The organism is Xanthomonas sp. NCPPB 2586 (assembly GCF_041475775.2).
Lineage (GTDB): Bacteria > Pseudomonadota > Gammaproteobacteria > Xanthomonadales > Xanthomonadaceae > Xanthomonas > Xanthomonas campestris.
On the sequence record NZ_CM192981.1, the window covers coordinates 2746977 to 2771328 of the forward strand.

At 64.8% G+C, this 24352-nt stretch carries 13 protein-coding genes and 1 other RNA gene; all 14 read left to right on the forward strand.

All coding sequences use genetic code 11. The features are described 5' to 3' along the window. The first annotated feature begins 59 nt into the window (after positions 1-59). Entirely contained in the window at positions 60-2318 is a 2259-nt protein-coding gene (locus ACCQ09_RS11735; protein WP_040941357.1) for a methyl-accepting chemotaxis protein, read from the forward strand. 464 nt (positions 2319-2782) lie between these two features. Then, positions 2783-5029, forward strand: coding sequence for a methyl-accepting chemotaxis protein (locus tag ACCQ09_RS11740; RefSeq protein WP_040941358.1), 2247 nt, complete (start codon positions 2783-2785; stop codon positions 5027-5029). 88 nt (positions 5030-5117) lie between these two features. After that, positions 5118-7592, forward strand: a complete 2475-nt coding sequence (locus ACCQ09_RS11745; RefSeq protein WP_040941359.1) for a methyl-accepting chemotaxis protein — start codon at positions 5118-5120, stop codon at positions 7590-7592. 742 nt (positions 7593-8334) lie between these two features. Then, on the forward strand, positions 8335-10590 hold the full coding sequence (locus ACCQ09_RS11750) for a methyl-accepting chemotaxis protein (protein ID WP_047677148.1): 2256 nt from the start codon (positions 8335-8337) through the stop codon (positions 10588-10590). Positions 10591-10651: 61 nt separating this feature from the next. Next, positions 10652-10724: non-coding RNA, sX9 sRNA (locus tag ACCQ09_RS11755), on the forward strand. Positions 10725-11054: 330 nt separating this feature from the next. Beyond that, positions 11055-13727: a methyl-accepting chemotaxis protein gene (locus ACCQ09_RS11760; RefSeq protein WP_040941362.1), complete on the forward strand. Its 2673-nt coding sequence runs from the start codon at positions 11055-11057 to the stop codon at positions 13725-13727. A 1068-nt stretch (positions 13728-14795) separates the two neighbouring features. Beyond that, complete coding sequence (locus ACCQ09_RS11765) at positions 14796-15581, forward strand: flagellar brake protein (RefSeq protein ID WP_040941363.1); 786 nt, start codon at positions 14796-14798, stop codon at positions 15579-15581. 111 nt (positions 15582-15692) lie between these two features. Then, on the forward strand, positions 15693-16178 hold the full coding sequence (locus tag ACCQ09_RS11770; protein ID WP_011037040.1) for a chemotaxis protein CheW: 486 nt from the start codon (positions 15693-15695) through the stop codon (positions 16176-16178). 314 nt (positions 16179-16492) lie between these two features. After that, entirely contained in the window at positions 16493-16876 is a 384-nt protein-coding gene (locus ACCQ09_RS11775; RefSeq protein WP_003486337.1) for a hypothetical protein, read from the forward strand. An 85-nt stretch (positions 16877-16961) separates the two neighbouring features. Beyond that, positions 16962-19328 (forward strand): methyl-accepting chemotaxis protein, encoded by a 2367-nt coding sequence (locus ACCQ09_RS11780; RefSeq protein ID WP_228427907.1) that lies wholly within the window; start codon positions 16962-16964, stop codon positions 19326-19328. A 192-nt stretch (positions 19329-19520) separates the two neighbouring features. After that, complete coding sequence (locus tag ACCQ09_RS11785) at positions 19521-20390, forward strand: CheR family methyltransferase (protein ID WP_040941365.1); 870 nt, start codon at positions 19521-19523, stop codon at positions 20388-20390. Further along, the gene (gene cheD / locus ACCQ09_RS11790) at positions 20387-20983 is read left to right on the forward strand and encodes a chemoreceptor glutamine deamidase CheD (RefSeq protein ID WP_024937701.1); all 597 of its coding nucleotides are present in this window, start codon (positions 20387-20389) and stop codon (positions 20981-20983) included. The genes ACCQ09_RS11785 and cheD overlap by 4 nt, the downstream gene beginning before the upstream one ends. Continuing rightward, positions 20980-22056, forward strand: a complete 1077-nt coding sequence (locus tag ACCQ09_RS11795) for a protein-glutamate methylesterase/protein-glutamine glutaminase (RefSeq protein ID WP_011037036.1) — start codon at positions 20980-20982, stop codon at positions 22054-22056. Before cheD ends, ACCQ09_RS11795 begins: the two co-directional genes overlap by 4 nt. A gap of 107 nt (positions 22057-22163) precedes the next feature. Next, positions 22164-24344: a sensor domain-containing protein gene (locus tag ACCQ09_RS11800; protein WP_228427908.1), complete on the forward strand. Its 2181-nt coding sequence runs from the start codon at positions 22164-22166 to the stop codon at positions 24342-24344. Positions 24345-24352: the final 8 nt, after the last annotated feature.

The following is a 24352-nucleotide window of genomic DNA, read 5'->3' on the forward strand; positions in this document are numbered from 1 at the left end:
CAGGGCACGGGCCGTTAGCAACCAGGACATTGTCTCTGCGCAACACCCTGGAGTAAGGAATGAACAAGTTCAACGATTGGCCGATCCGCCGCAAGCTGATGATCGCCTTCTGCCTGAGTGCCGTGCTGACCGCCCTGCTGGGTGGACTCGGCTTTTCACGCATGAAGCAGATGCAGCAGGAAACCACCCTGATCAACCAGGACGTGGTGCCCGTGCTCAGCCGGCTCTCCGAACTGCGTGGCTTCGCGGGCGAATTCCGCGTCTACGAAGTGGGCCAGTTCGTCAACCTGGACGATCCCGAGCGCTATGCGTATTTCTTCAAGCGCATGGACGAGATCCAGGCCAAGTACGCCGAAACCCAGAAGGCGCTGGACGCCAAGATCGGCGCCGCCTCGCCGTTGAAGGCCGAATACGCCAAGCTCGCCGATGCCAGCACGCGCTACTTCGCCGCCAACCTGAAGCTGCGTGAGCTGTATCCGCAGCCGGACCGTGCAGCCGCAATGGAATTCTCGCGCAAGCAGTCCGGCGAGATCCGCAAGGAACTGTTTGCCTCGGTCGACAAGATGTACGCGCAGCAGTCCAAGGCACTCGGCGACATGGTCACCGCCAGCGCCGCATCGTTCAAGTTCACCAGTGCGGTGCTGCTGCTCGGCACGCTGCTGATGGCCGCGCTGTCGGTCACCTTCGGTTGGCTGATCGCCCGCAGCATCACCACCCCGCTGTCCAAGGCGCTGGGCGCCATCCAGGCGGTTTCGCGTGGCGATTTGAGCGTGCAGGTCGGCAAGACCAGCAACGATGAAATCGGCCAGATGCTCGAGGCCACCGGCCGCATGACCCAGATGCTGCGCCGCTTCTCCGACGAAACCGCGCGCATGTCGCACCTGCATGCTGCCGAAGACATCACCCACCGCATGCCGGAAGATTTCCCCGGCGTGTACGGCACGCTGGCCGGCGGCATCAATACGATGATCTTCGAGCACCTCGACGCCATCATCGATTCGGTGCGCATCCTCAACCAGTACGCCCAGGGCGACCTCACCGAAGACGCGCGCCGCCTGCCCGGCAGCCGCGCCGTGCTGCACGAAGCCATGGACGCGGCCAAGGCCAGCCTGCTGTCGATCAACACCGAAATCAAACAGCTGGCACAGGCCGCCGCGGCCGGCGACTTCAGCGCACGTGGCGATGTCGCACGCTTCAAGTACGACTTCGCGGTGATGGTGGCCGATCTGAATTCGATGATGGAAGTCAGCGACCGCAACCTGGGCAAGCTCTCGCAGCTGCTCGGCGCCGTGGCCGATGGCGACCTCACTGCGCGCATGGATGGCGAATTCCACGGCGTGTTCGCACGTCTGCGCGACGACGCCAACGCCACCGTGCAGCGCCTGACCGACATCGTCGGCCGCATCAAGCATTCCACGCTGACCATCAACACTGCCGCCAGCGAGATCGCCGCCGGTAACCAGGACCTGTCGCAGCGCACCGAGCAGCAGGCCGCCAACCTGGAAGAAACCGCCGCCTCGATGGAAGAGCTCACCTCCACCGTCAAGCAGAACGCCGAACACGCCCGCCAGGCCAATCAGCTGGCGATCGGTGCGGCCGATGTGGCGTCGCATGGCGGCAGCGTGGTCGGCCAGGTGGTCACCACCATGTCCGGCATCGAAACCTCGTCCAAGAAGATCGCCGAGATCATCAGCGTGATCGACGGCATCGCGTTCCAGACCAACATCCTGGCCTTGAATGCCGCGGTGGAAGCCGCGCGTGCCGGCGAACAGGGCCGCGGCTTTGCCGTGGTGGCGAGTGAAGTACGCACGCTGGCGCAGCGCTCGGCTGGCGCAGCCAAGGAGATCAAGGGCCTGATCGACGACTCGGTCAGCAAGGTGGCCGAAGGCTCGGCGCTGGTCCACCAGGCCGGCACCACCATGAGCGACATCGTCTCTTCGGTGCAGCGCGTGACCGACATCATGAGCGAGATCTCCGCCGCCTCGCAGGAACAGTCGGCCGGCATCGAGCAGGTCAACCAGACCGTGACGCAGATGGACGAAGCCACGCAGCAAAACGCAGCGTTGGTGGAAGAAGCCACCGCTGCGGCACGTTCGATGGAAGACCAGGCGCAGCAGCTCACCGAAGCGGTGGCGCTGTTCCGCCTGTCCAGCGAACTTGAATCGGTGACGCGTGCGACGCCGGTGGTACGTGCGCAAGCCGCAGTGGCCCGGCCTGCTGCCAAGGCCGCTGCCCTCGCCAAGCCGAGCAAGCCGGTGGTGCGTGCCGCGCCGCGGGCGGTGACGACCTCGAACGAATCGGATTGGGCGGAGTTTTAAGCGCCCCAGCCGCAACGTCAGTGCTGACAAGACCAAGCCGCGTTTCTGATGGAAGCGCGGCTTTTCTTTTGCTCGGTTTGCCGCATTCCTGCAGTGCGCAGCGTCATGGGACACGCGTGTTGAGCACTCTCCATCAAGCACGCGCCTCAGGCGCCTGGCGTTGGCAACGGTGGATTGTTCGTGCCGGCGGCAACGCGGCGCAATGAGCTCCATGCGCTTGTCGAGCTCGCCAGAATCTACATCGCAGCGCTTCGGTCGCGATCGCTTGGTAACGCTTCCGGCGTAAGTTGCCATTCCTAAAGCAGTTTTAGGCTTCATTTGCATAACCGTAGTTATGCGGTTTTTGGCACACAGGTATTCAGTTCTGGCAGGCGGAGGCCGCTACTGCACATAGCAGAGCGTGTCACGACCCCATCGTCCGCGCATGCAACGCACCCTTCGCTTCGTCTTACGGAACCCTCGTCATGAATGCACTCCTGCAGCGTTACAACGTTGGCCCACGACTGGCCAGCGCATTTGCCATTTTGATCGTGCTCTCCGGCGCCATCGCCTTTATCGGTTACCGCGGCCTGAGTTCGGCGCGCGTGCTTGTCGACGATATCGTCAACTCGAACATGGCCAAGATTCGGCTCTCCAACGACATGGTGAATGCCAACTACGTTATTGCGATGCAGATGCGCAATATCGTGCTGCCTACCAGCGACGAAGAGAACGTCAAGTTCTTGGCCGCGTTCAAGCAGGCGCGCGCCGATTACGCCAAAGCACGTGACACGCTCTACGCGATGCCGGCTAACCCGCAGGGCCAGGCGATCCGCGACGAGATCGACCGCCGCCGCGCAGAGACCAAGGTGCTCAACGACAAGGTGGTCGAACTGAGCCTGGGCGGACATGCCGATGAAGCACTTGCCCTGCTGCTGACCAAGGCCGCACCGTCCCTGCAAAGCTGGCAAGACAAGATCAACGAGAACATCGCCCTGCAAGACAAGCTGGCGGCCGACGCGTCCGCCGGTGCGCTGCAGTCGATGGATGACTCGCGCAAGATGCTCGTCGCCGGTACCGTCCTGGTGGTACTGCTCAGTGGTGCGCTGGGCCTGTTGATCACCCGCAGCCTGACCCAGCCGCTGAGCCGAGCCACCCGCGCAGCCGAATCGATTGCCGGCGGCAAGCTCGATAACGATGTCGATACGCAAGCCACCGACGAAAGCGGGCGTCTACTCAAAGCAATGAGCAAGATGCAGGACCAGTTGCGCAGCCTGATCACCGCACAGACCGACATGGCCAAGCGCCATGACGATGGTCAGATCAGCTTCCGCATCGATGCCTCCGCATTCCCCGGCGACTACGGCCGCATGGCGCACGACACCAACAATCTGGTGGGCTCGCATATCGCGGTGAAGATGCGCCTGGCGCAGATCATGGGTCGCTATGCGATTGGTGATCTCAGCGAAGACATGGACAAGCTGCCCGGCGAAAAGGCTGTGCTCACCGAGACGATGGCGCAGGTCAAGGTCAACCTGTCTGCGATGAACCACGAAATCAAGCACCTGGCGCAGTCCGCCGCCAACGGCGACTTCAGCGCACGTGGCGACGCCGAGCGCTTCCAGTACGACTTCCGCGTGATGGTGGACAGCCTCAACACCTTGATGTCCACCGCCGATGGCAACCTGCAGTCGCTCTCCAGCCTGTTGCAGTCGATCGCTGCCGGCGACCTCACCGCACGCATGAGTGGCGAGTTCCGCGGCGTGTTCGCGCAGATGCGCGATGACGCCAACGCCACCGCCACGCAGCTGGCCGAGATTGTCGGCAGCATCAAGACCTCGGCGGTGTCGATCAAGGGCGCGGCCAGCGAAATTGCCGCCGGCAACCAGGACCTGTCGCAGCGCACCGAACAGCAGGCCGCCAATCTGGAAGAAACCGCAGCTTCGATGGAAGAGCTCACCTCCACCGTCAAGCAAAACGCCGAAGGTGCGCGCCAGGCCAATCAGCTGGCCATTGGTGCGGCCAGCGTGGCTGTGCAGGGCGGCGAAGTGGTCGGCAGGGTCGTCGAGACCATGTCCGGTATCGAAGCCTCGTCGAAGAAGATCGCCGACATCATCTCCGTCATCGACGGCATTGCCTTCCAGACCAACATCCTGGCGTTGAACGCTGCGGTGGAAGCGGCACGTGCCGGTGAACAAGGCCGCGGTTTTGCAGTGGTCGCCTCGGAAGTGCGCACCCTCGCGCAGCGCTCCTCCGGTGCCGCCAAAGAGATCAAGGACCTCATCGACGACTCGGTGCAGCGCGTGGCCGAAGGCTCCGCACTGGTGCACACCGCCGGCAAGACCATGGGCGAAGTGGTGGCCAGCGTGCAGCGCGTCACCGACATCATGGGCGAGATCTCCGCCGCTTCGCAGGAGCAGTCGGCCGGCATTGAGCAGGTCAACCAGACCATCACCCAGATGGACGAGACCACCCAGCAGAACGCCGCGCTGGTGGAAGAAGCCACTGCCGCCGCGCGCTCGCTGGAAGAACAGGCCGTGCAGCTCACCGAAGCAGTGGCCGTGTTCAAGACCGACGCCGGCTATGTGGCCGCACCGCTGCAGCAGGCGTCACGCCCGGCGGTCACCTCGGCGATCAAGGCGAAAGTGGTCGCTGCCGGCCGCACGCCGGCGTCCAAGCCGCGCGCCGTCGTCACCACTGCCAGCAACGAGGCCAGCTGGCAGGAATTCTGACTGAATGAAGCCAGCCGGCCCCCTGGCCGGCTGGCTCAAGGGCAACCGGGCGCCGCCGATACGCTGCGTACGCCTACGAGAATTCTTCATGACCACGTCGCCCGCGCTGTCGTCCAAGCCCGCTCTCTCCATCCCACGTCGCTGGACCCATCGTTGGGATGACCTGGGTATCAGCCGCAAACTCGGCTTGATCGGGGTGCTGGCCTTGGTCGGTCTGGTCATCCCGGTGGTGCTGTATAGCGGCAAGCTCAATGAGAGCGTCGCCATCAGCAGCAACGAACTGCGCAGCTATGGCCCATTGGCCAGGATGCTGGGGCTGATCACCGACCTGCACGCCGAACATGTGGACAGCGGCGACGCCGCCACCGCGGCCGCAACACGCGCAGACGGCGATCTGCAGGCTCTGCTGACCACCACCGCCACGCTGGAAGGGTTCGAGCGCAGCCAGAAGGCACTCACCGCCTTGCAGCAGCAGCGCAGCGCCGGCAACGACGCCGCGGCCTACACCGGCCTGAGCGAACACGCCTTCGCCGCACTGGATGCAATGCGCGATGACAGCCAATTGGTCTACACCCCCTATATCGAGAGCTACCACCTGGTGGTGGCCACCCTGATCTACAGCCCGGACGCGACCGAGTCGCTGACCCGCCTGGATGCCGCCAGCGACCCGTCGCAGGCCGGCGAAAGCACCACCATGCTGCGCGAGCAGCTGGGCCAGCTGCAACGCAACCATGCCCGCTTCCGCCATGAGCTGGAAAAGGCGATGGGCTTGCTGGAACAACCCGACCCCACGCTGGCAGCTGCGGCGCAGGCCGAGGCAAGCCAGGCCAAGACTGCACTCGCCGCATTGAGCGCTGCCCTGGACGGCAATGATGCCCAGGCCGATGTGCAATGGAATGCGGCACTGGATGCGGTGGGCCAAGCGATGCAGCAACTCAGCAGCGTTTCGCTGCAGGCCCTGCAGCGGCAATCCGAGCGCCACCTGGAGGACGCCCGCAATGCGATGTGGCAAGCCATTGCCGGCTTGTCGGTGCTGGCCTTGCTGATCGCCGGCCTGTGCTGGTACACGCTCTCCGCCCTCACCCGCAATGTGCGGCGCGCCGCCAGCGTGGCTGCGCAGATTGCGCGCGGCCAGCTGGACGAGCACATCGTGCCGCCCAGCCAGGATGAAACCGGCCAGCTGCTGGACAACATGCGCAAGATGCAAGAGCAGCTGCAGCGCGTGCTGGCAGCGCAGTCGGACATGGCGCAGCGCCACGACGCCGGCCAGATCAGCTACCGCATGGACGCCGACAGCTTCCCCGGCGACTACGGCACCATGGTGCGCGACACCAACGCCTTGGTCGGCTCGCATATCGCAGTGAAGATGCAGCTGGCGCAGATCATGTCGCGCTATGCCATCGGCGATTTGAGCCAGGATATGCAGCGCCTGCCCGGCGAAAAGGCCGTGCTCACCGACACCATGGACACGGTAAAAGCCAACCTCTCGGCGATGAATACCGAAATCAACTTGCTGGCGCAGGCCGCGGCCAACGGCGACTTCAGCGTGCGTGGCGATGCACAACGCTTCCAGTACGACTTCCGCGCCATGGTGGAGAGCCTCAACACCTTGATGGCCACTGCCGATGGCAACCTGGAAGCCTTGTCTGCCGTGTTGCGGGCCATCGCCGCCGGCGACCTCACCACGCGCATGCAGGGCGAGTTCCATGGCGTGTTTGCACGCATGCGCGACGACGCCAACGCCACGGTGAGCCAGCTGGCCGATATCGTGGGCCGCATCCAGCGCTCCACCGACACCATCAACGATGCCGCCAGCGAAATTGCCTCTGGCAATCAGGACCTGTCGCAGCGCACCGAGCAGCAGGCCGCCAACCTGGAAGAAACCGCCGCGTCCATGGAGGAACTCACCTCCACCGTACGCAACAATGCCGACCACGCGCGTCACGCCAATCAGCTGGTGCTGGGCGCGGCGCAGGTGGCGTCGCAAGGTGGCGAGGTGGTGAGCCAGGTGGTCGGCACCATGGCCGGCATCCAGGCAGCGTCGAAGAAGATCGCCGACATCATCTCGGTGATCGACGGCATCGCCTTCCAGACCAATATCCTGGCCTTGAACGCCGCGGTGGAAGCTGCGCGTGCCGGCGAACAGGGCCGCGGTTTTGCCGTGGTCGCCAGTGAAGTGCGCACGCTGGCGCAGCGCTCGGCCGGTGCGGCGAAGGAGATCAAGCAGCTGATCGACGATTCGGTGCAGCGGGTCGAACACGGCAACCAGCTCGTGGGCCAGGCCGGCCAGACCATGCAGGAGATCGTCAGCTCGGTGCAGCGCGTGACCGACATCATGGGCGAGATCTCCGCTGCTTCGCAGCAGCAGTCGCAGGGCATCGAGCAGGTAGGCCAGACCATCACCCAGATGGACCAGGCCACCCAGCAGAACGCCGCGCTGGTGGAAGAAGCCACCGCCGCCGCCCGCGCGATGGAAGAACAGGCCCAGCAGTTGCGCGATGCGGTCTCGGTGTTCCGGCTGCAGGCCGCAACGGCACGGCCGGCGCTGGGGCGCGCGGCCTGAGCCACGCTGCCGGCGCTTGCAAAGCGAGTGCTGGCAGTTGCTTCCTCCCGATGACCGGCGATCCAGCCGAATCACCCTCAGAATCGGCCCGGCCTGCAGCAAAGCCGGGCCGCTTGCGTTAAAGCACAACGCGCAGCACCGCGCTGGCGCGATCGCATCAAGCCGGCTGCGCAGGGTAAGCCTTGCTTGGTCTGACGCGCACTTCGGATCGTTTGCACAGACGCCAAGCACGCCAACACGCATGCCACCCCTGCCCTTCGTGACACGGGCACTGCGGTTCCTACCGGCGTGTGCCGTGACAGCTGCAATTGCTGCAGCACCATTGCAGGTGCGGTTACGCCATCGCGTGCGCATCGGCAGTGCACCCGCCCCAGCCTCATGACGCCGCCCCTTGCCCAGGCAGCCGCAACCAAACCGTGATGCGCGTCGTGAGCACTGCGTGCACGGCCATTGCAGCGCTCACCCCTGAAAACGCCTGAAAGCACGGCGTTTCGGCACGCATCTACACGCGCAGCTCACCTCCGTGACGCTGAACCATATGGAAACGGGCGCGGCTGTTCAGTGCTCAATCGCAGCGCCGTTACCGGACACAAGCAAACGCGCACCGGCGCGGCATGACGTGCACACCGCACGCTCCTGCCCCAGCCGCCACGTCTGCCCAGCTCCGGACAGCCGCGCCCTCTCCTGCGCGTGCCTGGCCAGGGCGCTACCGCCCTCCCATGCCACCTGCTTGAGACCCGAAATGATCGCTTTCCTTCAACGCTACAACGTGGGCACGCGCCTGAGCTTTGCCTTCGGCACACTGATCCTGTTGTCCTGCGCCCTGGTGGCTGCGGGCCTATACACGCTGGCGCAGGCACGCGAACGGTTGGACACCGTGGTCAACCGCAACATCACGATCATGCAGCACCTGCAGGACATGACCGACGACACCTCGGTGATTGCCGTGCAGCTGCGCAACCTGGTACTGCCCACTTCGCAGGAAGACAATCTGCGCTTTGCGGCCCTGATCAAGGACCGTGCAAAGGCCTACGAACAGACCCGCCAGACCTTGTACGTGTTCTCGGCATCGCCGGAAGCCCAGGCCATCCGCGACAAGATCGATACCGCCAGCGCCGCTGCCGCTAAAGCCAATGCGCAAATCGCCGAACTGGGGCTGGCCTCCAAGGCCGACGAAGCGCTGGCCATGCTGATGCAGCAAGCCGCCCCCGCCACCGAAGCGTGGCAGAGCGCCCTGGCCGAGTATTCGGCACTGCAGCGCAAGCGCGCCAAGACCGCCTATGAAGACGCCACCGCCGCAATGGCACGTGGCCGCGCCATGTTGATCGGCGGCGGCATTGCCGTGCTGTTGTTCAGTGGCTTGCTCGGCTGGATGATCACCCGCAGCCTGGTGCGCCCGCTCAGCCAGGCCACGCTGGCTGCCGAGGCGATCGCCAACGGGTCTCTCGACAACGATGTGCGCAGCACCGCCAACGATGAAACCGGCCGTCTGCTGCACGCCATGGACCGCATGCAGAGCCAGGTGCGCAACCTGATCACCGCACAGCTCAACATGGCCAAGCGCCACGAAGAAGGCCAGATCAGCTTCCGCATGGATGCCGCCGCATTCCCCGGTGACTTCGGCCGCATGGCCAGCGACACCAACGAATTGGTGGCCAGCCACATCAAGGTGAAGATGCAGACCATCCACTTGGTAGAGCGCTACGCCATCGGCGACCTGAGCGAAGACATGCCGCGCCTGCCCGGCGAAAAGGCCGCCATCACCGCGGCGATGGACCAGGTCAAGACCAACCTGTCCACCATGAACCAGCAGATCAAGCACCTGGCGCAGGCCGCGGCCAGCGGCGACTTCACCGCACGCGGCGATGCCGACAAGTTCCAGTTCGACTTCCGCCTGATGGTGCAGAGCCTCAACACCTTGATGTCCACTGCCGACGGCAACCTGCAATCGCTGTCCAGCCTGTTGCAGTCGATCGCCGCCGGCGACCTCACCGCACGCATGACCGGCCAGTACCAGGGCGTGTTCGCACAGATGCGCGACGACGCCAATGCCACCGCCGAACAGCTGGCCAGCATCGTCGGCCGTATCCAGCATGCCGCTGATGCAATCGGCCTGGCTTCCAGCGAAATCGCCTCGGGCAACCAGGACCTGTCGCAGCGCACCGAGCAGCAGGCCGCCAATCTGGAAGAAACCGCCGCCTCGATGGAAGAACTCACTTCCACGGTGAAGCAGAACGCCGAGCACGCCAGCCAGGCCAATCAGCTCGCCATCGGCGCCGCGGCCGTGGCCTCGCAAGGTGGCGAAGTCGTCGCCAAGGTGGTCACCACCATGGCCGACATCCAGGGCTCTTCGAAGAAGATTGCCGAGATCATCAGCGTCATCGACGGCATTGCGTTCCAGACCAATATCCTGGCCTTGAATGCCGCGGTGGAAGCGGCGCGCGCCGGCGAACAAGGCCGTGGCTTTGCAGTGGTGGCATCGGAAGTGCGCACCCTCGCCCAGCGTTCGGCCGGTGCGGCCAAGGAGATCAAGCACCTCATCGACGATTCGGTCGGCAAGGTCACCCAGGGCGCGGCGCTGGTCGATCAGGCCGGCACCACCATGGCCGATATCGTGGCCAGCGTGCAGCGCGTGACCAACATCATGGGCGAGATTTCCTCTGCCTCGCAGGAGCAGTATTCGGGCATCGAGCAGGTCAACCAGACCGTGACCCAGATGGACGAAACCACCCAGCAGAACGCCGCCCTGGTGGAAGAAGCCACCGCCGCGGCCCGCGCGATGGAAGAACAGGCCCAGCAGCTCACCGAAACGGTGGCCGTGTTCAAGCTCGCCGCGCAGGCACCGGTGGCACGCCAGCTCTCGGCCATTGCCAGCGCACCGGGCAATGCGCGTTCCGCCGCACGCCCGGCCGCGCGTACCAACGTGGCAGCTGCGCCGCGCCCGATACGCACCGCACCTGCCGCCACTGCCGATCAGTCCGACTGGCAGGAGTTCTAAGAGCAGCCATCAGAAAGACTGCGCAGCCGCCAGGCGGGTGCGGCCCGTGCTCGGAATCGGCATGTACTGCGGTGCTCCGGTTCGTCCGCGCCGGCTGCACCCACCTGACGGCTGCTCGCTACGTCTTGTTAACCGCTTTAAGCCCAACGCGTCATCCGTGTTTTACCGGTCTGCTCCAGCGGACCGGCCAGGCCGCTTCCTGCGAGGGAGGCGGCCTTTTTTTGTGGCCAAAATGACGGATGCAGGCACACGCCACGGACATGTCTTTAAGCGACATCAGGCCTGCCAACACGCTAGGTCATCCATGCGCGGCGTCACAGACCAGCCAGACCGAGGCGCGACACTGTGACCGAGCACAACAATTGTGCTGAATTCTTCATAGTTCATATCAATTTCCTCCAAAGGCAGCCGCTATCAGTTTCACACATTCGTAACACCCCCTCCCCCGGGCAAGGTCGAGACCTATGCATTCCTTCCACCGGCTTTCCGTCGGCACCCGCCTGTCCGCGTTACTGACGCTGGTCATTGCCCTCTCGCTTGGCGCCCTGGCGCTGATGATCTACCGGCAATCCGCCAACGACATCGAATCGCAGGTCAAGGCCGAGCTGCTGTCCAGTACGCGGCTGATGAACCAGTCGGTCGGCATGTACGACGTGACCCTGACCGAAGGCACCCAGCGCCTGGGCAGCGTGTTCGACGACATGCTCGGCAGCGGCGCGCGCCAGCTCGACACCACCACCACGGTGAAGATCGGCGACCAGGACACCCCGACCCTGCGCACCGGCACGCAGGCACAGAACCTCAATTTCACCGCGGTGGACCGCTTTGCGCAGGCCACCGGCGGCGTCGCTACCATCTTCGCGCGCACCGGCGACGACTTCGTGCGCATCACCACCTCGCTGCGCAACAAGCAGAACGAGCGCGTGATCGGCACCCTGCTCGACCGCAAGGGCAAGGCTTACGCCGCGCTAGCCGAAGGCAAGGCCTTCACCGGCCAGGCGCAGTTGTTTGGCGACCAGTACATGACCCACTACCAGCCGCTGCGCAATGCCGCCGGCGAAGTGATCGGCGCGCTGTTTGTCGGCCGCAACTACACCCAGGGCCTGGCCGCACTGAAGGCCCAGGTCAGCACCACCAAACTGGGCCAGGACGGCTATTTCGTCATCGTCGACATGGCTCCGGGCGAGCACCAGGGCCAGGTCATCGCCGCGCCGGCCGGCACACCGGCCACGCTGGCGGCACTGGTACCGGCCGAACAACAGGCCCAGCTGCACTCGGTGCTGGACGGCAAACTGACCAGCACCACGCTGCAACTGCGCGACGCCAAGGGCGCCAGCCAGGCCTACGAAGTCACCGCGCAGCGCTACACGCCGTGGCAGTGGGCGGTGATCGGCACCCAGCCGCGCAGCGCCATCGACGGCCCGCTCGACGCACTGATGAGCAGCATGCTGCTGCTCTCGCTGGTGGTGCTGGTGCTGTGCATTGCGGTCGTGTTCGTGGCCGCACGCAAGATGGTCACCCGCCCGCTGCTCGCCGTGGAGCGCGTGCTGGGCGACGTGGCCGCCGGCCGCCTGGACAGCACCATCGAGGTCGATCGCCAGGACGAACTGGGCCGCCTGCTGCTCAGCGCCCGCACCATGCGCGACGACCTGCGTGCACGCCTGGAGCGCGACCATTTGATCGCCAGTGAAGCGCTGCGCGTGCGGACCGCGTTGGACGATGTCAGCACCAACGTGATGATCGCCGACATCCATCAACGCATCATCTACGTCAACCGTCCGTTGCAGCGCCTGCTCAAGGACGTGCAGGAGCAGTTGCGCGCCCACCTGCCCAGCTTCGATGCCGACAAACTCATCGACACCAGTATCAATCAGTTCCACGCCGTCCCGAAAGACCACGAGCGCATGCTCGAACAGCTCAGCGGCACCAACGTGGCGCAGATCGCGGTCGGCGACCGCATCGTGCGTCAGGTCGTCAGCCCGGTGTTGAATGCGGCCGGCGAACGCATGGGTTTCGTCGTCGAGTGGGCCGACCGCACCCAGGAAGTGCAGGTGGAAGAAGAAGTCGCACGGATCGTGCAGGCCGCCGCCGCCGGTGATCTGAGTGGCCGGGTCGGCACCGCCGGCAAGCAGGGCTTTTTGCTGCAGCTCGCGCAGCAGCTCAACATGTTGCTGGACAACAACGCCGATGGCCTGTCGCGGGTGTCCGCGCTGCTGTCGTCGCTGTCGCAGGGTGACCTCACCGCACGCATGGACGGCGATCTGCAAGGCGTGTTCGCCACCATCCGCGACGATGCCAACGCCACCGCCGACCAGCTGGCCGGCATCGTGCGCCGTATCAAGGACTCCTCGCTGGCAATCAACTCGGCCGCCACCGAGATCGCCACCGGCAATAGCGACCTCTCGCGCCGCACCGAACAGCAGGCCGCCGCGCTGGAAGAAACCGCCGCCTCCATGGAAGAGCTCACCGCCACCGTCAAGCAGAACGCCGACAACGCCGACCAGGCCAATCGCCTGGTGTTGAACGCCGCCGGCGTGGCCGCGCAAGGCGGCGATGTGGTCGGCCGCGTGGTCACCACCATGGCCGACATCGACGCCTCGTCCAAGAAGATCGCCGAGATCATCAGCGTCATCGACGGTATTGCGTTCCAGACCAACATCCTGGCCTTGAACGCCGCGGTGGAAGCCGCGCGTGCTGGCGAACAGGGCCGCGGCTTTGCGGTAGTCGCCTCCGAAGTGCGCACCCTCGCCCAGCGTTCGGCCGGTGCCGCCAAGGAGATCAAACACCTCATCGAGGATTCGGTAGCGCGCATCGGCAACGGCGCCGCGCTGGCCTCGGAAGCCGGCAGCACCATGCAGCAGGTGGTCAGCAGCGTGCAGCGCGTGACCGACATCATGGGCGAGATCACCAGCGCCTCGCGCGAGCAGGCCGCCGGCATCACCCAGGTCAACCAGACCGTCACCCAGATGGACGAAACCACCCAGCAGAACGCCGCACTGGTGGAAGAAGCCACCGCCGCTGCCCGCTCGATGGAAGAGCAGGCCGCGCAATTGGTGGACGCGGTGACCGTGTTCCGGCTCGAGCAGGAAGACCGCCTGAGCACGCTGCTGGCCAACGCCCGCCACGCCTATCACTGAGACGTACTTACAGCGTGTCCCGCGAGGGTTGACTGGCAAGAGCCCCGCCGCACACTTGCAGCGACGAGTGCGCGGTGCCCTCGCCGCTCGCGGGACACGCCGTGAACCCGTCCATGGGGGCTCGATGGCGGCATCCATGCCGCCAACGGTCCCGCAATCGGCGAGGACACCGCACCAGATAGTTCGCTGGTGGTGTGTTGAAGAGCGAACAAACACGGGTCGGACAGTTGCCAACTGCTCTGTTGAGACTCTGCGCACCGACCATCTCGACTGGTCCTTGTCCGCTCACCGTCGCAGGACCCTTGGCGGCATGGATGCCGCCACGGAGCTTACAGGGACGTACTTGCAGCGTGTCCTGCGATGGTGGGCGGGCAAGGGCCCTGCAGCAAAACGCGAGGAGTCGAGGGCGCGGTGCCCTCACCGCTCGCAGGACACGCCGTGAACCCGTCCATGGGGGCTCGATGGCGGCATCCATGCCGCCAACGGTCCCGCAATCGGCGAGGACACCGCACCAGATAGTTCGCTGGTGGTTTTTGAAGAGCGAGCAAACCAGGCCGGATAGTTGCCAACTGCTCTGTTGCGACACTGCGCACCGACCATCTCGACTGGTCCTTGCCCGCTCACCGTCGCAGGACCCTTGGCGGCATGGATGCCGCCACGGAGCGTACAGGGACGTACTTGCAGCGTGTCCTGCGATGGTGGGCGGGCAAGGGCCTTGCAGCACACATGCAGCGTCGAGTGCGCCGCGCCATCGCCGCGCGGAACACGCCGTGAACTCGTCCCTGCGGGACCGATGGCAGCATCCATGCCGCCAACGGTCCCGCAATCGGCAAGGACACCGTACCAGGCAAGTGGCTACTTGCCTTGCCGAAGAACCAACACATCACGCCAGAACCGTGCTGGTTGCTGCGTTGAAAGCTCCGCGCATCCACCATCGCGACTGATCCTTACCAGCGACAGGCAGACGCGTTTGGCGGCGGCGCTTAAAGATTTCGCTTTGCCGCCGATATCAAGGCGACGCCGGGACAACCCTCCGGGCGTCTTCCCGCTACCACTGTGCTTGTGCCCATGTCCGAAGGCGATACCTCAGAGCTCGACCACGACGCCGATCACCTCGCCGAAGGTGACGAGCGCTATCTGCTGCGCAACAAGCGGCAGATCCGTGGCCTGCTGCAACAACTGATCGACCAGCGTGCCGTGGTGACCATGCATGTGGCCGGCCGCGACATGGCCGTGCCCACCGCCGTGCTGGAAGTGGACGAAGACGACGACTGCGTGATCCTGGACGGCAGCCATAACGACGCCTCCAACCGAGCCATCGAACAGGCCAAGTACCTGCTCTGTTACGCGCAGCTGGAACGGGTCAACATCCGCTTTCGTCTGGAAACGCCGGAGCGGCTGGAACGCGACATCCACGTTGCTTTCCGCGCCACCCTGCCCGATTCGCTCTATCACCTGCAGCGCCGCGAATCGTACCGGCTGGAAACACCCATCACCGATTCACCCACCTGCACCATCCGCCAGGATGCCGCCAGCGGCGGCAATCTCAACCTGCAGCTGCGGGTGATCGACATCAGCAGCGGCGGCCTTGCGGTGTCACTGGCCACCGGCATGCCGCTGCTTGAGCCGCAACACACCTACCGCGACTGCACCCTGCAGCTGCCCGATTCCGCGCCCATCGCGCTGCCGCTCACCGTGTGCAGCCAGTACAAGATGACCTTGCCCAACGGCAGCGAAGGCTTCCGGGTGGGCATGCAATTCAGCGACCTGCCGCGTGGCGCGGACGAAACCATCCAGCGCTACATCTTCCGGGTCGACCGCCAGCGCAATGCGCGCAAGAGCGGCGTGTTCTGAACCCTCCTACACCACCGCCCCCCTGCACCTAAAGTTGCCGCCTCAGGCGCCGATGTTGCAAGGGTAAGCCTCTGCCGCAATCCGACATTAGCCGCAACGCCCGGAGTTTCCATGAACGACAAAAGCACTGCCACCGGCACCGGTGGTGAATTCCTCAGCTTCGCCCTGGGCGAAGAGCACTACGGCGTGGACATCCTGAAAGTGCAGGAAATCCGCGGCTATGACTCGGTGACCCGTCTGCCGGACGCGCCCGACTACATCAAGGGTGTGATCAACCTGCGCGGCACCATCGTGCCGGTGATCGACCTGCGCCTGAAGCTGCGCCTGAAAGAAGCGCGCTACGACGCCTTCACCGTGATGATCGTGCTCAACGTTGAAGACCGCGTGGTCGGCATCGTTGTCGACAGCGTCTCGGACGTGATCCCGCTCAACGACGACCAGATCCGCCCCACCCCGGAATTCGGCGCTGCCGTCGATACCCGCTTCATCTCCGGCATCGGCACCCAGGACGATCGCATGCTGATCCTGCTGGATATCGAAACCCTGCTCGACAGCACCGAGCTCGGTCAGCAGCAATTGGCCGAAGAAGCCGCCTGAGTTTCACAGGCCAGCTGGCCGGCGCAAGCGGTCGTCGGTGGGTGTGCAGTGCAAGATCGCGACGGCTTCGGCTCAGGCGATCCTGGCGCTGCCCACGCCCATCGGCGGCCGCTTCGCCGTTGTGGCGAGCCCAAGCGCTGGGCGTAATGCCATCTGGTGTCGGGAAGCTCCTGACACGAGACGTACAACGATAATGAAGTGAGATGTAAATCACGTTTTTCGGATTCAAGTTGAACGGCAGCTAGCCGATAGCTGAATAGAAGCCCGCGCACGTAAACGGGTCACCGTTCGACTTTTGATTCTGGAGAATCTCTATGAAGTTCCTGCTCTCGCTCCTCCCCGTTGCTGCTCTCGTGATCGTTGCTCCTACGCTGTCGGCTCAATCGCAGGAAATGATTCCGCCGGAAATGGCGACCCGCTTCGTCGGCAAGGACGGCATGGTGTGCGGCAAGGTCGAAAAGGCCAAGTACGCGCAGAGCTCGGAGGGTGAGCCGACCTTCCTTTACATGGGCGGCATGTTCCCGCGCCACACCTTCTCGGCCCGCATCGACGGCGCCAACCGCGGCAAGTTCAGCTTCGCCCCGGAAACGCTGGAAGGAAAGGACGTCTGCGTCCTCGGCAAGATTCAGCGCGACAGCTCGCGTGCCGAAATCGAAGTCAGCTCGCCGGCCAGCCTGAAGCTTGCGACCATCAAGTAATTGCAGAGCACAACGCCACGTCCCAGGACGTGGCGTTGTGCTGTAAGCGGTTACGCGGACTGACTTCTACGGGGGAATCGTGTCAATGCAATGGATCAACAATCTGAAACTGATGCCGCGCCTGATGCTGGCGTTCGGCATCGTGCTGCTGATCATGCTTATTCAGGGGATCATCGCCTACTCGGGCCTGGCCTCGCTCAACGACGTCACCAGCGGGCTGGCAGGCAACACCATGTCCAGCGTGCGCGAAGCCGGCGATCTGCGCGGCATGCTCGGCGAGTTCCGCAACTCGTCCTATCAGAGCCTGGTGCGCGCCAGCGATTCGGTCAAGCAGGAAGCCAAGGCCAACGTTGGCAAGCTGCGCAAAGACATCGACGGTGTGATCAAGGACTACCCACGCCTGATCGAGAGCCCCGAACAGAAGAAGCTGTTCGACACCTTCGTGGCGGACTGGAAGAAGGCCTCGGCCTCCTATGCCAGCGTCGATGAAATGCTCGAACTCAATCTCCCCGACGATGCCGTGGACACCTTCGTGGGTGAAACGCGCACGTTGCACAACAAGGCCAAGGATTCACTGGCCGCGTTGATCGCCGAAGACAACCGCCTGGCGCAGGCTGCCAAGGCCAAGGCCGAATCGGTGCATGCCACCTCGGTCACCCTGACCGTGCTGGTGGTGCTGATCGGCGTTGCCGGCGGCCTGGGTTTGGCGTTCCTGTTTGCCCGCGCCATCGTGCGCAGCATGCGCGGCGCCGTGGCCACTGCCTCCGAAATTGCCGGCGGCAAGCTCGATGGCCAGATCAATGTGCAGGGCCAGGACGAAGTGGGCGAGCTGATGCGCGCCATGCAGCGCATGCAGCGTGACCTGCGTGAGCGCATCGAACGCGACCAGCAGGTGGCCAACGAAAACCTGCGTATCCGCATCGCACTGGACAAGTCCTCCACCGGGCTGTTCATCACCGATACCGAGCGCAAGCTGATCTACGCCAACGACTCGTTCAAGAAGACCGTGGCGCATTACGAAGGCAGCATCCGTCTGGCTTCCAGCGACTTCGACGCGTCCAAGGTCATCGGCCAGCACGTGAGCTACCTCGGCCTGTCCGACGCCACGCTGCGCAAGGCCATGGCCGCGCTGGATCGCGACGGCACCACCACCTTCGAAGAACGCTTCGGCGAAGCGGTGTTCGCCCAGACCGTCACCACCATCCAGGACGAAGATGGCCAGTGGGTGGGCGATGTCTGCGAATGGCGCGACCGCACCATCGAAGTGCAGGTCGAAAACGAAGTGGGCCGCATCGTGCGCGCCGCCGCTGCTGGTGACATGACCGGCCGCGTCGATACCGACGGCAAGCAGGGCTTCTTCCTGCAGCTGGCCCAGCAGCTCAACGGTTTGCTGGACGCCAACGCCGCCAGCATCGAGCAGATCTCGGCATTGCTCTCGGCGCTGTCGCGGGGCGATCTCACCGTGCGTATGCAGGGCGAGTTCAAGGGCGTGTTCGCGCAGATGCGTGACGATGCCAATGCCACTGCCACGCAGCTGGCCGACATCGTGGGCCGCATCAAGCTCTCGTCGACGGCAATCAATGCCTCGGCCGGCGAAATTGCCTCCGGCAACCAGGACCTGTCGCAGCGCACCGAGCAGCAGGCCGCCAACCTGGAAGAAACCGCCGCTTCGATGGAGGAACTCACCTCCACCGTGCGTCAGAACGCCGAGAGCGCCCGCCAGGCCAACCAGCTGGCGATCGGTGCAACCGGTGTCGCCTCGCAAGGTGGCGAAGTGGTGTCGCAGGTGGTCAACACCATGTCCGGCATCGAAGCCTCGTCCAAGAAGATCGCCGACATCATCTCGGTCATCGACGGCATCGCGTTCCAGACCAACATCCTGGCCTTGAACGCAGCGGTGGAAGCCGCACGTGCCGGCGAACAGGGCCGCGGCTTTGCGGTGGTGGCTTCGGAAGTACGCACGCTGGCACAGCGTTCGGCCGGTGCCGCCAAGGAGATCAAGGGCCTGATCGACGATTCCGTGCACAAGGTGGCCGAAGGCTCGGCGCTGGTGCGCAAGGCTGGCAGCACCATGGCCGAAATCGTCGCCAGCGTGCAGCGCGTCACCGACATCATGGGTGAGATCTCCGCCGCCTCGCAGGAGCAGTCCGCAGGCATCGAACAGGTCAACCAGACCATCACCCAGATGGACGAAACCACCCAGCAGAACGCCGCGTTGGTGGAAGAAGCCACTGCTGCCGCCCGCTCGATGGAAGAACAGGCCGGCCACCTTGCCGAAGCGGTGTCGGTGTTCAAGCTGGACACGCCTGCAGCACCCGTCCACGCCCGCCCGGCAGCCTCACGCCCGGTCGCGGTGAAGACGGCTGCCAAGCCGGCACTCAGCGCTGCAGCACCCGCTCGTCCGGCCAAATCCGAAACCGCCTTGGCGGATGGAAACTGGCAAGAGTTCTGAGGTGTAGATTGACCCAACAACGCCCCGGTCTCCCGGGGCGTTGTGCATTTGGGGCACGGCACGCTGCCGAAGGCACAGTGATGTGCAGCCCCCCTGCAGTGCGACCGCCCGTCGTCGCGGATGCACCCGCTGCAAATGGCGCTTCAGTTGCATGCCAACGTGGCCGATACCTGGTTATAGCTCACCACGCGTATGGATATGACGACGACCTCCACTCCCGCATCAGACACACGCGAGTTCGACTTTGGCGACCGCGATTTCAAGCGCGTCTGCGACCTGATCTATCATCGGGTCGGCATCGCCCTGGCTCCCGCCAAACGCGACATGGTCTATGGCCGGCTGTCGCGCCGTTTGCGCGTCCTCGGCCTGCGCTCGTTCCGCGACTACCTGGACCAGCTCGAATCCGGCAACGACGACGAAGAATGGCAGGCGTTCACCAATGCGCTGACCACCAACCTCACCTCGTTCTTCCGCGAGCCGCACCACTTCGACAAGCTGCGCGAAGAACTGCAGAAGCGTGCCTCGCAGGCACCGCTGAAGATCTGGTCGTGCGCCGCCTCCACCGGCGAGGAGCCCTACTCCATCGCCATCACTGCCTGCGAAGCCTTCGGCACGCTCACCCCGCCGGTGAGCATCGTCGCCACCGACGTCGACACCCAGGTGCTGGAAACCGCCTCGCGCGGCGTCTACGCCATCGACCGCGTGGCCTCGCTGGATGCGGCGATCAAGCGCAAGTATTTCCAGCGCGGCAGCGGCCCCAACGAAGGCAAGTGCCGGGTCATTCCTGCACTACGGCAGTTGATCGAATACCGCCAGTTGAACCTGTTGTCCTCGCGCTACGACGTTGGCGGCCCGTATGCGGCGCTGTTCTGCCGCAACGTGATGATCTACTTCGACAAGCCCACCCAACGCGGCATCCTGTCGCGCCTGGTCACCCACATGGGCGACGACGGCTTGCTCTACACCGGACATTCGGAGAATTACCTGCATGCGGCCGACCTGATCCAGCCGTGCGGGCGCACGCTGTATCGGCGCGCCCCGCGCGCAGGAGCCGGATCATGAGCACCGCCGTGCAAGTCGACGATGTCATGCGCTACCGCGATTCGCGGTTCCAGACCATCACCGCCAAGCTGCTGCCCACCCAGTACCTGGTGGTCGATGACGACACCGCGTTGACGACCACCTTGGGATCGTGCGTTGCGGCCTGTCTTCGCGACCCAGTGCTGAAGATCGGTGGCATGAACCACTTCCTGCTGCCGGAAGGTCAGGTCGGGGATGGCGCACCCGCGCGCTATGGCAGTTATGCGATGGAGTTGCTGATCAACGACATGCTCAAGCGCGGCGCGCACCGTAAGCGCATCGAAGCCAAGGTCTTCGGTGGCGCCAACGTGCTCAAGGGTTTCACCAGCAATCCGGTGGGCACGCGCAACGCCGAGTTCGTCCGCCAGTACCTGCAGGCCGAACACATTCCCATCATTGCCGAAGATCTGTGCGGCATCCATCCGCGCAAGGTGTGGTTCTTCCCGACGACTGGCCGCGTCGTGGTGCAGCGTCTGCCGCACGCACACGAAGCCGAAGTCGCCGCCGCCGAATCGGCCGTGCGCGCCCGTCTGTCCAAAGCCCCGGTCACCGGTGGCGTGGAGTTGTTCGAATGACGCTGGAAACTCCTGTGCGTGTGTTGATCGTCGACGACTCGGCGGTTGTGCGTCAGATGCTTACCGAAATCCTCTCGCGCGACCCCGGCATCGAAGTCGTCGGCTCGGCCGCCGACCCGTTGCTGGCGCGCGAAAAAATCAAACGCCTCAATCCAGACGTGATCACGCTGGATGTGGAAATGCCGCGCATGGACGGGTTGGTGTTCCTGGAAAACCTCATGCGCCTGCGCCCCACCCCGGTGGTCATGATTTCCTCGCTGACCGAACGCGGCGCCGACACCACGCTGCAGGCCTTGTCACTGGGCGCGGTGGATTTCATCTCCAAGCCCAAGATCGACGTTGCGCGCGGCCTGGAAGGCTATGCCGAAGAAATCGTCAGCAAGGTCAAGATGGCTGCCAAGGCCAAGGTGAGCGCGCTCAATCGTCCCAGCGCGCCCAAGATCACCCTGGACATGCAGTCCGCGCCCGTGCCGGGCAGCGCGCTGCGTTTCCGCACCACCGATCGCCTGATTGCCATCGGTGCCTCCGCCGGCGGCACCGAGGCACTGCGCGTGGTGCTGGAACACATGCCCGCCGACGCCCCTGCGGTGGTCATGACCCAGCATCTGCCGGCCAGCTTCAGCACCGCATTTGCCGAGCGCCTGAATCGCCACTCGGCGATGTCGGTGCGCGAAGCCAGCGACGGCGAAGCCATTCTGCCGGGCCACGCCTACCTGCCGCCGGGCGGCCAGCATCTGCGCATCATCCGAGACGGTGCGCGCTGGCGCTGCCGTATCGACGACGGCCCGCCGGTCAACCGCCACAAGCCGGCAGTGGACGTGCTGTTCCGTTCCGTTGCCGCCAACGCTGGCCCGAATGCGGTCGGCGCCATCCTCACCGGCATGGGCGACGACGGCGCACGCGGCCTGCTGGAAATGCTGCAGGCCGGTGCGCCCACGCTGGTGCAGGACGAAGCCAGCAGCGTGGTCTGGGGCATGCCCGGGGCTGCCTACAAACTGGGCGCTGCGCAGGAAGTGGTGCCCTTGGAACGCGTGGCCGAACGCCTCATCGCGCTGTCGGCACAGGCACGCTGAAGCGTATGACCGCACCTCCCCCGCATCCAGCCGACCCCGCGGCGGACCCCGGCAGTCCGGGATCCGCCGCGGCCGGCCATGCGGAAACGCCGACACAGATCGATGTCATGCCGGGAGAGAGAGCGTCGGACACCCGTTCGCGCCTGCTCGCCCAGGCCCTGGATGGCAGCAGCAGCGCCATCCTGATCTGCGATCTGCAATCGCGCCTGCTGTACGCCAACGATGGCTTCGAGCGCATGTTCGGCTACACCGAAGCCGAACTGGTCGGCCAGCGGCCCTCGCACGTGCTGACCCGTGCGCTCAGTGACCAGACCGAGGTTGCGCGCATCCGCGAACGCGCCGATGCCTTGCAACAGACCCAGGCCGACCTGCTGGTGTACCGCAAGGACGGCACGCCGCTGTGGATCTCGCTCAACTTCAACCCGATCTACGACGCCCAGCACAACCCATCGCATTACGTCGCGGTGCTTACCGACATCACCGAAACCAAGATGCACGAAGTGCTGCAGCACCGCGTGCTGGAGGCGCTGGTGCAAGAGCGCCCGCTAATCGAAGTGATGACGCTGATCTGCACCGAGGTGGAACGCATCGCCCCGGAAGTGCTGGCCACGGTGATGAGCGCCGACAACGACGGCTGCCTGCACTCGCTGGCCGCGCCCAGCCTGCCGCCCGAGTATGCCGATGCGGTCAATGGCCTGAAGATCGGCCCCGGTGCCGGCGCCTGCGGCACCGCTGCCTGGCGCGGCCGCGCGGTGATGGTGGAAGACATCGCCAACGATCCGCTGTTTACCCATTTCCGTGATCTGCTGTTGCCGATGGGCCTGCGTGCCTGCTGGAGCACGCCGATCCGCGCCAACAGCTCGCGCGTGCTCGGCACCTTTGCGCTGTATTACCGCAGTGTGCGGCGCGCCGATGCCTGGCACGTCAAGCTCACTGACCTGTGCCAGCAGCTGTGCACCCTGGCGCTGGAGCGCGAACAGATCCGCCAGCGCGTGCATCAACTGGCCTTCTATGACGCACTCACCGGCCTGCCCAACCGCATCATGTTCAGTGCCCGCGCCGAGCAAGCCCTGACGCATGCCGAATATGCCGGCGAGCCGGCTGCGTTGATGTTCATCAACATCGACCGCTTCAAGCTGATCAACGACAGCCAGGGTCACGCGGCCGGCGACGGCTTGTTGCGCGACATCGCATTGCGTATCGGTGAACAGCTCACCGCCACTGCCATGCTGGCGCGCCTGGCCGGCGATGAATTCGCCCTGGCCCTGCCGCAATGCAGCGCCGAGCAGGCCAGCGCCACCGCCGAACGCCTGCTCGGCACCATCGCCGGCCCGCTGCCGGTGGGCCACATGACCGTGCACCCGTCTGCCAGCGTCGGCGTGGCGATGTTTCCCGAGGACGGGCGCGATATCAACATCCTGCTGCGGCATGCCGATCTGGCAATGAACCGCGCCAAGAAGGAAGGCGGCGGGCGTTTCCGCTTCTTCAGTGCCGACATGAACCGCATGGCGCAGGAGCGCGTGGCGCTGGAAGCAGAGCTGCGCCAGGCGATCGGCCGCAATCAACTGCAGCTGCACTATCAACCGCAATTGCTCAGCCAGGCGCCGCATGCGCTGTATGGCGTGGAAGCCTTGTTGCGCTGGAACCACCCGCAACTGGGCGCCGTGTCGCCCGCGCGCTTCCTGCCGGTGGCCGAAGAGCAAGGCATGATGCCGCAGCTCAACGACTGGGTGCTGCGTCGCGCCTGCGAACAGGTTGCCGATTGGCGCCAACGCGGCGTGCCGGTGGCGCGGGTCTCGGTCAATCTGTCGGCGAGCAGCTTCGAAAGCCCGCGCATGCTCACCGACCTGCTGCGCCTGATCGACGACATGGGCGTGCAGCCGTCGGACCTCACGCTGGAAATGACCGAGAGCGTGATGCTCTCCGGCCAGCCCGGCGTGCTGGAGAACCTGCACGCCATCCGCGAAGCTGGCATCTCCTTGTCGCTGGACGACTTCGGCACCGGCTATTCCAGCCTGAGCCACCTGCACCGCCTGCCGATCGACGAACTCAAGCTCGACATGAGCTTCGTGCGCGACATCGAACACAGCGAAGACGCGCGCGCACTCACCACCTCGGTGCTGCGCATCGGCGAGCACCTGCGCAAGCACGTAGTCGCCGAAGGCGTGGAGAACGAAGCCCAACGCCTGCTGCTGGCCGATCTGGGTTGCGAAGTGCTGCAGGGCTACCTGTTCTCGCGCCCCTTGCCCGCCGCCGCCCTGGAAGCCTGGCTGGGCGCACAACCCTGACAGTTGCC